The sequence below is a fragment of the Azospirillum sp. TSO5 genome (assembly GCF_003116065.1).
Classification (GTDB): Bacteria; Pseudomonadota; Alphaproteobacteria; order Azospirillales; family Azospirillaceae; genus Azospirillum.
The window spans coordinates 1-12,007 of record NZ_LGQY01000028.1; the positions used below are offsets into that span (position 1 = coordinate 1).

14 protein-coding genes are annotated in these 12,007 nt (G+C 67.1%); 7 read left to right on the forward strand and 7 right to left on the reverse strand.

What is annotated here, in order from left to right; all coding sequences use genetic code 11:
- The first annotated feature begins 17 nt into the window (after window positions 1-17).
- Together TSO5_RS33775 and TSO5_RS07725 are read left to right on the forward strand one after the other, a co-directional pair.
- Entirely contained in the window at window positions 18-134 is a 117-nt protein-coding gene (locus tag TSO5_RS33775; protein ID WP_348981052.1) for a DUF6867 family protein, read from the forward strand.
- Window positions 135-304: 170 nt separating this feature from the next.
- Complete coding sequence (locus tag TSO5_RS07725; protein WP_109151056.1) at window positions 305-1,405, forward strand: branched-chain amino acid ABC transporter substrate-binding protein; 1,101 nt, start codon at window positions 305-307, stop codon at window positions 1,403-1,405.
- Between the two features lie 132 nt (window positions 1,406-1,537).
- On the opposite strand, the gene TSO5_RS07730 is transcribed toward TSO5_RS07725, so the two are convergent.
- Window positions 1,538-1,819 carry a hypothetical protein gene (locus TSO5_RS07730; RefSeq protein WP_109151057.1) on the reverse strand — a complete coding sequence of 94 codons (282 nt, stop codon included), beginning with the start codon at window positions 1,817-1,819 and terminating at the stop codon, window positions 1,538-1,540.
- A gap of 228 nt (window positions 1,820-2,047) precedes the next feature.
- Here TSO5_RS07730 and TSO5_RS07735 point away from each other — a divergent pair, with 228 nt between their 5' ends.
- The gene (locus TSO5_RS07735) at window positions 2,048-2,254 is read left to right on the forward strand and encodes a hypothetical protein (RefSeq protein WP_042696427.1); all 207 of its coding nucleotides are present in this window, start codon (window positions 2,048-2,050) and stop codon (window positions 2,252-2,254) included.
- A 6-nt stretch (window positions 2,255-2,260) separates the two neighbouring features.
- Here TSO5_RS07735 and TSO5_RS07740 read toward each other — a convergent pair whose 3' ends face one another.
- The gene (locus tag TSO5_RS07740; protein WP_109151058.1) at window positions 2,261-3,343 is read right to left on the reverse strand and encodes an MBL fold metallo-hydrolase; all 1,083 of its coding nucleotides are present in this window, start codon (window positions 3,341-3,343) and stop codon (window positions 2,261-2,263) included.
- 213 nt (window positions 3,344-3,556) lie between these two features.
- On the opposite strand from TSO5_RS07740, the gene TSO5_RS07745 reads away from it, so the two are divergent.
- Window positions 3,557-4,600 carry an OmpA family protein gene (locus TSO5_RS07745; RefSeq protein WP_109151059.1) on the forward strand — a complete coding sequence of 348 codons (1,044 nt, stop codon included), beginning with the start codon at window positions 3,557-3,559 and terminating at the stop codon, window positions 4,598-4,600.
- 155 nt (window positions 4,601-4,755) lie between these two features.
- Entirely contained in the window at window positions 4,756-5,424 is a 669-nt protein-coding gene (locus TSO5_RS07750) for a response regulator transcription factor (protein WP_109151060.1), read from the forward strand.
- Window positions 5,425-5,428: 4 nt separating this feature from the next.
- Here TSO5_RS07750 and TSO5_RS07755 read toward each other — a convergent pair whose 3' ends face one another.
- Complete coding sequence (locus TSO5_RS07755) at window positions 5,429-6,151, reverse strand: hypothetical protein (RefSeq protein WP_109151061.1); 723 nt, start codon at window positions 6,149-6,151, stop codon at window positions 5,429-5,431.
- A 188-nt stretch (window positions 6,152-6,339) separates the two neighbouring features.
- The gene (locus TSO5_RS07760; RefSeq protein WP_109151062.1) at window positions 6,340-7,746 is read right to left on the reverse strand and encodes a PLP-dependent aminotransferase family protein; all 1,407 of its coding nucleotides are present in this window, start codon (window positions 7,744-7,746) and stop codon (window positions 6,340-6,342) included.
- 204 nt (window positions 7,747-7,950) lie between these two features.
- Between TSO5_RS07760 and TSO5_RS07765 the strand changes: the two genes are divergently transcribed.
- Window positions 7,951-8,646 carry a response regulator gene (locus TSO5_RS07765; protein ID WP_085091146.1) on the forward strand — a complete coding sequence of 232 codons (696 nt, stop codon included), beginning with the start codon at window positions 7,951-7,953 and terminating at the stop codon, window positions 8,644-8,646.
- 7 nt (window positions 8,647-8,653) lie between these two features.
- On the opposite strand, the gene TSO5_RS07770 is transcribed toward TSO5_RS07765, so the two are convergent.
- The 3 genes from TSO5_RS07770 to msrB all read right to left on the reverse strand — a co-directional run bounded on the left by TSO5_RS07770 (window position 8,654) and on the right by msrB (window position 10,529).
- Window positions 8,654-9,280 carry a hypothetical protein gene (locus tag TSO5_RS07770; RefSeq protein WP_109151063.1) on the reverse strand — a complete coding sequence of 209 codons (627 nt, stop codon included), beginning with the start codon at window positions 9,278-9,280 and terminating at the stop codon, window positions 8,654-8,656.
- Window positions 9,281-9,322: 42 nt separating this feature from the next.
- Window positions 9,323-9,886, reverse strand: coding sequence for a hypothetical protein (locus tag TSO5_RS07775; protein ID WP_109151064.1), 564 nt, complete (start codon window positions 9,884-9,886; stop codon window positions 9,323-9,325).
- A gap of 241 nt (window positions 9,887-10,127) precedes the next feature.
- Window positions 10,128-10,529, reverse strand: a complete 402-nt coding sequence (msrB, locus tag TSO5_RS07780) for a peptide-methionine (R)-S-oxide reductase MsrB (protein ID WP_109151065.1) — start codon at window positions 10,527-10,529, stop codon at window positions 10,128-10,130.
- 280 nt (window positions 10,530-10,809) lie between these two features.
- On the opposite strand from msrB, the gene TSO5_RS07785 reads away from it, so the two are divergent.
- Window positions 10,810-12,003, forward strand: a complete 1,194-nt coding sequence (locus TSO5_RS07785; RefSeq protein WP_109151066.1) for a pentapeptide repeat-containing protein — start codon at window positions 10,810-10,812, stop codon at window positions 12,001-12,003.
- The last annotated feature ends 4 nt before the right edge of the window (window positions 12,004-12,007 follow it).

Sequence of the window (12,007 nt, forward strand, 5' to 3'; positions counted from 1 at the left end):
TGCTCGGCCTCATCACGCTGACCGCCCACCGCATCGCCATCGCAAGGCGCATGGTCAACCAGTACCCGTGGCTCTATGAGCGCGCCGGCCCGTTCGGCTGGCGCAACCGGACGGGCGTGGGGGGCGGCGAATAAGCCAAGAGGAATAGACCGTACGGCTGATTGGTGCCTGCGAAACTGTCGCACTATGCACCACTTGGGGTATGGTATTCTGGAACCCGCCGGAGGGGACCCGGCGGCAAGGCCCGTAAGGGCCGGGGGTATGTTGCAACAGGGACCACACAGAACAGGGAGCAAGCACACCCATGAAATTCAAGCTGTCCCTTCTCGCCGCGATCGCGGCGACCGCGCTTTCCGCCACGGCCGCCAAGGCCGACATCGCGGTGGCCACCGCCGGCCCGATCACCGGCCAGTACGCCACCTTCGGCGAGCAGATGAAGAAGGGCATGGAGCAGGCTGTCGCGGACATCAATGCCGCCGGCGGTGTCCTGGGCCAGAAGCTGAAGCTGGAGGTCGGTGACGACGCCTGCGATCCGAAGCAGGCCGTCGCCGTTGCCAACCAGCTGGCCAAGGCCGGTGTGAAGTTCGTGGCCGGCCACTTCTGCTCGGGTTCGTCGATCCCGGCCAGCCAGGTCTACGCCGAGGAGGGCATGCTGCAGATCTCCCCGGCTTCGACCAACCCGAAGCTGACCGAGCAGGGCCTGAAGAACGTCTTCCGCGTTTGCGGCCGCGACGACCAGCAGGGCATCATCGCCGGCAAGTATCTGCTGGAGAAGTTCAAGGGCAAGAACGTCGCCATCCTGCACGACAAGTCGGCCTATGGTAAGGGTCTGGCCGACGAGACGCAGAAGGCGCTGAACGCCGGCGGCCAGAAGGAAGCCATCTACGAAGCCTACACGGCCGGCGAGAAGGACTATTCCGCTCTGGTGTCGAAGCTGAAGCAGGCGAACATCGACGCCGTCTACATCGGTGGTTATCACACCGAGGCCGGCCTGATCGCCCGCCAGATGAAGGACCAGGGCCTGAAGGCCACCATCGTGTCGGGTGACGCCCTGGTGACCAACGAGTATTGGGCCATCACCGGCGACGCCGGCGAAAACACCATGATGACCTTCGGTCCGGATCCGCGCGAGAAGCCGACCGCCAAGGCCGTCGTGGAGACGTTCCGCAAGGCCGGTTACGAGCCGGAAGGCTACACCCTGTACACCTATGCCGCTCTCCAGATCTGGGCGGACGCGGTGAAGCAGGCGAAGTCGACCGACGCGGCCAAGGTTGCCGAAGTCATGCGCAAGGGCAACTACGACACCGTCATCGGCAAGATCGCCTTCGATCCCAAGGGCGACGTCACCAGCCCGGCCTATGTCTGGTACAAGTGGCACAACGGCCAGTACGCCGAAGTGAAGTAAGCGAAACGCATCAGCGTTCCGTGGAAAAGGGTCGGCACTCCGTGCCGGCCCTTTTTCTATGAGGATCGATGGGAGGTTTTTCTACCCGCCCGACAAGGCCGCGGCGACACCGCGGTCCTGGCCGAAAACGGGTCAGGGAATAGGTCGGGGAACATGCGCGACGTGATGCTGGGCCACGGGCGGTTGCGCTGCGGCAATGGCCGGGGAGGAGAGCCCGGTCGCCACACGCCGGCCCGACTGCTCGCTGAGCAACCGTTCGGAGGTACGCATCACCTCCCGCCAGAAGGCGGCGGCACGGGTGTGATTGGCGGCCGTGAGTTCGACAAGACGAACGCGGCTCATTCGAATCGCAGTCTCGCCCAGTTCATCAACCAGGCGGGTCGCGAAGACAAGCACGTCGAGATCGGTGTTCATGATGCCTATGAACCCACAGCCGCAGATTTTGTTCCACCAGGAAACCGCACTGCGGCAAAGGGTCATCGGGGGTGCCCCCGTCGTGTGGCGCTGCGGCAGTGCATATGCAGCATCGGCAAAGGGTCACCGAACGGACACTCGCCACGGCCGGGGGGTTTTGTGCTTCAATGGCGTCCTTCGCGGCGACCGTGACGGCCGCCGGTACAGGACGGGTTTTGGAGAACGAAAATGCGCAGGAAGCGCGAGGTGGTTGAGGGACAGATTTATCGCAAGCTGTCCCCCAGCGGCGGCTATTGGGAAGTGATCGCCATCCGCAAGGACGGCATGGGCACTCAGCATGCCCAGATGAAACGCACCGACGACCCGAAGACGCTGAAGACCCTGTCGGTGGCGACCCTGCTCGATCCCCACGAGTTCGAGATCGTTACCGAGTGATCGCCGTCAGGCCGGACCCGTGACGTCCGGCCGGCGGTAAAGGTCGGCGGCCGGCATTCCGTCATGCCGTCCGGCCAGCCGCTCCAGCCGCCCCTTGCCGATCAGGTGGTTGAGGTGCGCCACTGCCTCGCCCACGGCGAAGAGCATCTGCTGCGGGTCGAGCGGACGCGGGAACAGCGCCCGCGTCACCGCGGCGGCGGTCTGCGGATCCACACACAGCGACTCGATCTCGGCCAGACGCTCCGCATGGTGCCGGGCCAGATCCCCGGCGCGCCGGTGCAGGCCGTGGAAAGGGCGCCCGTGCGAGGGCAGGACCAGGGTGTCCGCCGGCAGGGCATTCCACCCCTCCAGGCTGGCGAGATAGTCGGCGAGCGGATCGGCGTCCGGCTCCGACGGCCAGACACTGATGTTAGGGCTGATCCGCGGCAGGATCTGGTCGCCGGAAATCAACAGGTCCGGACCGGCTGCATCGGCCGGGCGGTGCAGGCTGACCGGCTCCGCCGTGTGGCCGCTGCCGCCGATCACCGTCCAATCACGGTCGCCCACCCGGAGCCGGTCGCCGGCCCGCAGGCGCGTCAGCGTCGCCGGTACCGCCGGCACCCCACGGCTGTAGGCCCCCTTGCGGGCGAGCAGGGATGCCAGCGCCTCCTCATCGAGCCCACAGCGGCGGTAGAAATCCTCGACCACCGCATCGGCGGCGGCATCGTTGCCGGCGGACAGGGTGCGGGCGAACAGCCACTCGGTCAGCGAGGTGGCGAAGCCGGCGCCGGTCCGCTCCACCAGCCAGGCAGCGGCGCCGATGTGGTCGGGATGGAAATGGGTCGCCACCACCCGCTCCACCGGACGCCCGCCCAGCGCATCGCGCAGCAAACCCTCCCACACCGCGCGGCTGCGCGGATCGCCCAGACCGCAGTCGACCAGCGTCCAGCCGGCCGCCCCGCCGTCGAGCGCCCAGACATTGATGTGGTCGAGCTGGAAGGGAAGGGACAGCCGGATCCACAGCACGCCGGGCACCACCTCCTGCCATCCGCCGGGATCGGGGGTGGTGCAGAGGGGGTAATCGACCGATCCGTCCGGGGTAGAAGCCATTGCGCTGTCTGTCCAAGCTGTTGTTATCACGAGAGAAAATGCCCCTATTTTCGGTGAGGCAAATCTGCAACAGGAAAAATGGGCTTGCGGAGCCGGGATTGGAAGCCGTGTCGGCCAATTCCATTGTCGGGGCCGGAGCCCGTTCTGTCACGCACTTCGCCGCAGGCCGGGACGTCCCGATCCGCCAACGCCGTCAACGATGGGAACAAGAACATGACGATGCGTGGGATTTTGCTGGGCACGGCCCTGGCCGTCGCCGTTCCTTCACTGGCCATCCCGACCGCCGCCTTTGCCGGTACGGAAGGCTTTTATGTCGGCGCGGGGGCCGGCGTGAACTGGACCGAGGATGCCGACCTCAGCAGCTATCCGGCCCCGGGCCTGGGTCTGAAGGAGGAATTCAAGATCGGCGGCATCGGCGACCTGTCGGTCGGCTACGCCACCGCGATGGGGCTGCGCGCCGAACTGGAGGCCGCCTGGCGGTGGCGCAACAGCGTCGACAGCACCAGCAGCGCCACCCCCGGCCTGAATGGGCTCGGTGGCAGGATGAGCTCGGTCGCCTTCATGGGCAACCTGCTGTACGACATCGACATCGGCCTGCCGATCACCCCCTATATCGGCGCCGGTGCCGGTATCGCCGGCGTGAAGCAGTCGCTGAACGGCGCCAGCGACCGTGACTGGGTCTTCGCCTATCAGGGCATTGTCGGCGCGTCCTATGCTATCAACGACAATGTGGCGCTGACGCTGGACTACCGGTATTTCGCCACCGTCGATCCGGAGTTCGAGCTGGGTCCGGTGACCTCCAAGGGCGAGTACCGCAACCACACCATCCTGGCCGGACTGCGCTATACCTTCGGCGGGCCGGAGCGGGCCACGCCGGTCGCCGCCCCGGCCCCGGCCGCTCCGCCGATGGCGGCCCAGCCGCAGAGCGAGTATCAGGTGTTCTTCGATTGGGACAAGTCGGCGATTACGCCGAACTCCGACAAGATCATCGCCGATGCGGCGGAGGGAGCCAGCCGCGCCCGCGCCGTTCGCATCCAGGTGATCGGTCACACCGACACCTCCGGCGCGCCGTCCTACAATCAGAAGCTCTCGTTGCGCCGGGCCGAAGCGGTGCGTCAGTCGCTGATCAGGCATGGCACGCCGGCCAACATCATCACCATCGAGGGTGTCGGCGAGAACCAGCTGATGGTCCCGACCGGCCCGAACGTGCGCGAGCCGTCGAACCGCCGTGCGCAGATCATGATCAAGATCTCCTGACCGGGGAATGGGGGAGGGGCGCGCGCCTCTCCCCCGGCGAACGTCCGTGACCCTTCCGGGATCGCGGCTGTCCGACGTGCGAAGGAGGTAGCGCGGACCGTTGCGTCAGCGTATGACGGTGCGGTACCCCAGGCATCTTCGGTCCGAGACGTTACATGCAGGTTCTGATCGCCGACGATCATTCCATCGTCCGCAGCGGCTTGACCCATCTGGTGGGTGAACTGGACGAGCATGCCACCGTGGTGGCCGCCACCAACTTCAGCCAGTTGAACGCCATCCTCGACACGTCGATGCATGACGGGGAGACCCCGTTCGACCTGATCGTGATGGATTTGCGCATGCCCGGACTGGGCGGGCTGGACGATGTCGAGGCGCTGGTCAAGCGTGTGGCGCCGGTTCCGGTCGCCATCTTCTCGATGATCGAGTCGCCGGACGAGATGCGCGCCGTGCTGTCGCGCGGTGTCCGTGCCTTCATTCCGAAATCGACCGACGACGTGCTGGTGGTGAACATCCTGCGGCTGGTGATGGCCGGCGGGTCCTATGTGCCGCCGGTGCTGGGCATGCCGGGGGCGCCGACTCCGGCCGCAGCAGCGACCGCCCGCGGCGCGGCACCAACCATCTTCGACGGGCTGACCCGTCGCCAGTTGGAGGTGCTGGATCTGCTGGCCCAGGGCCTGTCCAACCAGGAGATCGGCGAACGGCTGGGGCTGAACCTGTCCACCGTGAAGACCCACGTCACCGGCGTCCTGAAGGCGCTGGGCGTCGGCAGTCGCACCCAGGCGGTGCTGTTGGTCAAGGAATCGGGACGCGACCGGCTGGTCTGACCCGCTACAGGATGGCGTTCAGCAGCGATCCGCGGCCGGCGTAGGCGTTGCCGCCGGACCCGCCGAGCAGCATCGAGGCGGGATTGGGCGAGGCGCTGCCGGCGCCGAGGATCGAGGCCAGACTCTGCAGCTTGGTGTTGCCGCCGAAGGGATTGTCGCCCTTGGCCGGCTGCTTGGCGATGGTGTCGTAATCCTTGCTGTAGTTGCCCATGCGCAGTTGGACGCCGTAGCTCTTGGCGTCCTTGACCGGCACATCCTTGTCGCGGGCGATGCGCAGCGTGTAATCGCCCTTGTCGAGGGTGAGCTGTCCTGATTTCAGCTTCTGAAAGGCGTCATAGCTGGCGCCGGCATCCTTGTTGCTGTCGGCGATGATCTTGCCGCCGCGGTCCATCAACTGCAGCCGGACCCCGGCATCGCCCACCGTGCCGAGCGTCGCGGCGCCGGAGGTGGTGACGTTGAACTTGTAGAAATCGGCGGGATCGTTGGAAGCCAGCGAGCTGAAGACGTTCAGGCGGCTGCTGTCCTTGACCAGCGTTCCGATGTTGGTGGCGAAGGGGGCGGCGTTCATCGCCGATTTGTTGACGGTCTGCTCGTATTCCTGGACCTTGCCGGTCGCGCCGCCATTGCCCGCCGCCTGCTGTTGCACGCGCTTGACCGCGGCGTCGATCGACTGCTGCAGGCTCTGGGCCATGCCGCCGATATCGGCGTAACTGGACAGGCTGACCATGGTGCGCTCCCCTCTTCCCGCATTCCCGGAAAGGAATGATGGACGAGGGGTTTGCAGGATACGGGCCAGAGCCAAGCTCTTGATAACGAAGGAAGTCGTGCTGCAATCGGTGTGACGGGCGGCAATTCAGGTCCCGTCGGGCGGCAGGATTTTCCCAGCGGGGCGGCAGGGTCGGCCGCCCTGCACATTCATACGATGGACAGCATCGCCGCCGCCGGCGCGTCGATCGCGTCGGCCAGCGCGCGCAGGCCGCGGGCGGCCTCGTCACGGCTGCGCGGCATGCACAGGCTGACACGCGCTGCATGGGGGGCACTGGCGCGGCCGACCGCAAAGGCGTCGGCGCCGGTAACGACCACCCCGCGGCGGCGGGCCTCGCCGATGAAATCCTCGCGCCGCCAGGGTTCGGGCAGCACCAGCCACAGATGCTGGGCCGCCGGATGGCCATAGACCGTCTCGGCCGGCAGGATGGAGCGGGCGAGCCGCTGGCGGGCCAGATCCTCCTCCCGCTGGGTGGCGACGATGCGGTCGGCGGTGCCGTCCTGAATCCAGCGCGTCGCGACCTCCGCCGGCAGCGCGGGGGCGGAATATTGCAGGGCGCGGATGGCGGTCTCGACGCGGGAGCGCAGTTCCGGAGGAGCGACGACGAAGCCCAGCCGCAGCCCGGCGGCGAGGCTTTTCGACACGCCGGACACATAGAGGGTGATGTCCGGCGCCATGGTCTGCATCGGCACGGCATCCGGCACCATGAAGCCGAACACGTCGTCCTCGATCAGGATCACGCCATAGCGGCGGGCGATCTCGACGATCTCGCGGCGGCGGGCGGTGGGCATGACGACCGCCGTCGGATTTTGCAAGGTCGGCACCAGATAGACCGCCTTCGGCCCCAGCCGGCGGCAGGCGCTGTCGAAGGCGTCGGGCACCAGCCCGTGTTCGTCGATGGCGACGCCTTCCAGATGATAGCCCTGGGTGGCGGCCAGCGCCTTGGTGCCGATGTTGGTCAGCCGTTCCGCCAGGATGACGTCGCCGGGGCGGGCGACGGCAGCCAGTGCCACGGCCAGCGCATTCTGCGCACCGGTGGTCAGCAGCACCGAGTCCGGGGTGGCCTTGACGCGGTGCTGGCGTTCCAGCCAGGACGCGGCGGCGGCCCGGTGGTCGGGCAGGCCGGCATGGGGGCCGTAGCCGATCAGCGCCGCGGCATGACCGGAGGCGGCGATGGCCGTCAGCGTCTGACCGAAAGTCTGCACGGCGACCGCATGTTCGGGATGGACCGTCGTCATGTTGACGATGGCAGGGCCGGCCGAGGTCTCTCCGGCCGGCGGCCAGCCGAGCGGCAGGGGGGTGGCCGGTGCACGCTGGCCCTGGACGAAGGTGCCGCGCCCGACCTCGCCGCCGATCAGCCCGCGCTTTTCCGCCTCGGTATAGGCGCGCGTCACCGTGCCGACCGTCACGCCCAGGCGGAAGGCGAGGTCGCGGTGGGTCGGCAGCCGGGTGCCGACCGGCAGAACACCGTCGGCGATGTCGTCGGCCAGCGCGTCGGCGATGACGCGGTAGAGCGGGCCGGGACGGCCCTCCAGGTTCGGGGTCCAATTTGTCATGAATACAAATGTGGCATTGTCCCGACCCGCTGGCAAGGTCCACGCGATTGTCCCTGTCGGCAGCGCAGGAAACAGCCGAACAATCCGGAAACCCATTGCGCAAGTCTGTTACGCCGCATCTTGTATCACGTTTGAGGAACCGATAGCTTCGGTATCGGGCGTGGCAGACAATCCGCCACCCATCGCAGTCCGGCACGGGGGACAATGCACACCATCGCGGTGGTCGACGACGATCCCATCACCCGCGAGACCCTGAAGGCCTACCTGGAAGGGGAGGGCTATCGGGTGATGCTGGCGCGGGACGGCGACCAGCTGTCGGCGCTGCTGGCGCGCGGAAGGATCGACCTGCTGCTGCTGGACATCCGGCTGCCTGGCAAGGACGGTCTGGCGGTGACGCGGGAACTGCGGGCGACCTCCAACATCGGCATCATCCTGATCACCGGGCGGTCCGACCGAATGGACCGGTTGATCGGGCTGGAACTGGGCGCCGACGACTACATCACCAAGCCATTCGAGCCGCGCGAAATCCTCGCCCGCACCCGCAGCCTGCTGCGCCGCATCGCCAAGCCGACCCGGCCGGCGGGCGGGCGGGTGAAGCGGTTCGACGGGTGGGAACTGCATCTCGACAAGCGCCGCCTGCGCGATCCCCACGGCGAGGATGCGCGCCTGACCTCCGCCGAATTCGAACTGCTCGCCGCCTTCGTCGAGAATCCGGGGCGGGTGCTGAGCCGGGATGATCTGCTCGACCTCACCCTGCGCGGCGATTCGGTGCCTTACGACCGCTCCATCGACCGGCTGGTCCGCCGCCTGCGCCGGGTGGTGGAGCCCGATCCGGCCGATCCCAGCCGCATCGTCACCGTGCACGGCATGGGCTACATGTTCCAGGCTGCGGTGGATTAGGCTGCGGTCAGGATTGCGCGGATGTGGCCCGGCGCTGCGGGCGGGCGGCCGCGCCGTCCTCCTCCGGCTTTCCGGGTTTGCGGAAGGTGCTGAGTTCGGAGATGCGGTTGACGGTCAGGCCGTTCAGCCGGCAACCGGCGACCTCGACGATCTCGAAGCCGGCCTTGCGGGGATAGCGGGCGGCGACCCGTTCGCGCGCCTCGCGGTCGCCATCGGCGACCAGCAGGTAGCGGCGGACCCCTGACCAGCCGCGATAGCCTCGCTGCTCGGACAGGCTGACGCCGGTGGGGTGGCAGCGGACCGCGACCTCCCAGAAGCGGCCGGGGCGCGGCTCGTTGCGGTCGAAGACGAAATAGCGCTGCATCGCCGACGACTTCTTCTTGTCAAGCTCCAGTATGGCGGCCTGCATGTCGATCTCCGCCTTCTGCACGCGCTTTTCCATCTCCGCATGGTGATGCGCCAGCTGGGCATAGTCGGAAGCGACGTCGGCGACCTCCTTGGTCACGTCGTCCACCTTCTCCTTCAGCTTGGACATGGCGATCCGCGTCACCACCAGCTGGCGGCGCCAGTAGCGGTTGGACAGGACGGTCAGCACCATCAGGCCCAGCGCGAAATACAGCATCATGCCGGTCATGCGGCCGTCCTCTTCATGCTGCCGCCCCTCATGCCGCCCCCCTCATGCCGCCGAAGCCTCCGCCTCGGGGTCGGGGGCGAGCGCCAGTGGAACCACCGGCGAGGAGATCACGCCGTTGCGCTGGGAAAAGCTGGTCCGGACCGTCCCGTGGGCCTGTTCGGCGGACGGGGCGGTGATGTGGGCGACGTTGCGGTATTCCCAAATCTGGCGGGAGAAGACGATGTCCTTGCGGTCCAGCTCGTTGAAATTGGGTCCGGCGGCCAGCTGTGCCCAATAGACGTCGCCGTCGCTGTCCTGGTCGCCCAGTTCGTGGACAAGCTCGATCTTTGAAAATTCCAGCGCCCGCAATTCGGTCAGCGCCTTTTGGCGCCGGCCGTTGAATTCGGTCAGGCGGGCCTGCAGCGTGGTCAGGTCGACGCGCTTGCGCTCCGTCTTCTGGCGCCATTCGGCGAGCGCGGCGCGCTTCTTGTCGTATTGGCGCTGGTTCATCGCCTCGCGGGTTTTCTCGGCGCTGACGCGGCCGACATCGACGACGATGGACAGTCCGAGCGCGGCGGCGCTGGCGATCAGAAGCAGCATCCCCAGGAATTCGGCCGAAATGACCATTCGCCCTCCGCCAGCCGCACCGAATGCCTGCGCCGGTGTACCGACGCATCGTGCCACGGCGGGCGAAGGGCCGCGATGCCCTCGCGACAACCCGTCGCACGGGGCGGATCATACCATCGCGCTCCAAGCCTAGGTTGTCATTTTTAGTCGAAATAAGGGTAAATCCGCCTTTTTTGGGAGGGTTTATGACCGGATGCCGAACAGGCGGAGTAACCCCGGCACCCGGTCATAGTCCGGCCGGTCAGTCGGTTTTTTCCGCCGGCTCGAAGCTCATGGCGACGCCGTTCATGCAGTATCGCTTGCCGGTCGGCTGCGGCCCGTCGTCGAAGACATGGCCCAGATGGCCCTTGCAGGCGGCGCAATGAACCTCGGTGCGCGGGTAGGCCAGCTTGTGGTCGGTGGAGGTCTCGACGGCGCCGGGCAGCGGCTCCCAGAAGCTGGGCCAGCCCGACCCGCTCTCGTACTTCGTGTCGCTGGCGTAGAGCGGCTGGCCGCAGCCGGCGCAGCGATAGACGCCGTGGCGTTTCTCGTCGTTCAGCGGGCTGGTTCCGGGATATTCGGTCGCGTGTTCGCGCAGCACCTTGTACTGGTTGGGCGACAGATCCCGCTTCCAGTCCTGATCGCTCTTGTCCGATTCGGGCATGCCGCCGGTCTCCAATGTTGATGGTCGGTGTCCTGAGCCACCTATATTGGTCCGCAATCCCGCCTACCCAAGTCGGGCAATGCGGCCATCACGCGGTCGTGACCAGCGGGGCGGCCTATATCGGACCGGAAGTGCGTCTGCGACAAAAGATTCTTGCCGGTCAGGCGAAGGTTCGACCGCTGGTACCTTTCGGAATTGAATCGGTTTCGGTAACATCCTGGACGCCAACAGTCCGGGACAGCGTGTCCGGGACGGCAATGCCGGGGCATCGACGCGCCGCATGATGGATGAACGCTACCTCCGGGCGGTTCGCGATGCGCTGGTGCGGCACCAGCAATGGCTGCTGCGCGATCCGGCAGGGAAGGGGCGTCGCGCCAATCTCAGCTTCTATGAACTGGGCGGACTGGGCCTGAACCGCGTCAACCTGTCGGGCGCCAAGCTGACCGGGGCCAGCCTTGCGCGGGCGCGTCTGGTCGGGACGCTCCTGTCCAAGGCGGATCTCTACGGTGCCGACCTGTCGAAGGCCGACCTGACCGGCGCGCAGCTGCAGGGCGCCGACCTGCGCGGGGCCAGGGTGGACGGTGCCAGGCTGCAGAACGCCAATCTGCAGGGTGCGGACCTGCGCCGCGGCATGGTGCTGGATGCCGGCGAATTCCGGGCGGCCGGCAACAGCGACGGCACCACCACCTTTGTCGGCTGCAGCCTGTCCAAGGCGATCCTGACCGATTGTCGGATGGCGCAGTGCGATTTCAGCGGCAGCGACCTGTCCGGCGTCGATTTCAGCGGCAGCGATCTCAGCGGCGCGATCCTGATCGGGGCGGACCTGACCGGCGCCACCATGCGCAAGACGACGCTGGACGGCGTGCTGATGTGCGGCGCCCGGCTGAACGACGAACTGCGCACGGCGCTGGAGCGGCACGGCGTCGATGTGGACGGCACCGGCCTGACCACCACCGCGGCCCGGATGAGCGAACTGATCGCCGAGCACCAGATCTGGGTCGATAAGCTGGGCAAGGGGGGTGACCGCATCCAGCTGCAGCGGATCGACCTGCGCGGCTACAATTTCGCCAACCAGCTGCTGTGCGGGGCGGTGATGCGCTTCTGCGGTCTGCGCGGGGCGGATTTCTCCGGCGCCAAGCTGATGATGGCGGATCTGTCCTACAGCGATCTGCGCGACGCCGACTTCACCAGCGCCGACCTGTCCGGCTGCAACCTGGAGGGCGCCAATCTGGCCGGCGCCAAGCTGTGGCGGGCCAAGTTCCGCAAGGTCGATCTCAGCGGCGACGGCAGCCGGCTGTGGCCGACCAGCTTCGCCAAGGCCCGGCTGAACGGCGCCGACCTGCGCGACGCCAGCCTTGCCGGCGTGGTGCTGCGCGGCACCGACCTGACGGCGATCAAGACCAGCTTCGCCACGCTGAAGGGCGCCGACCTGTCCGCCGCCCGCGGTTGGCAGCCCTTCGAGGCGCCGGCATAGGGGC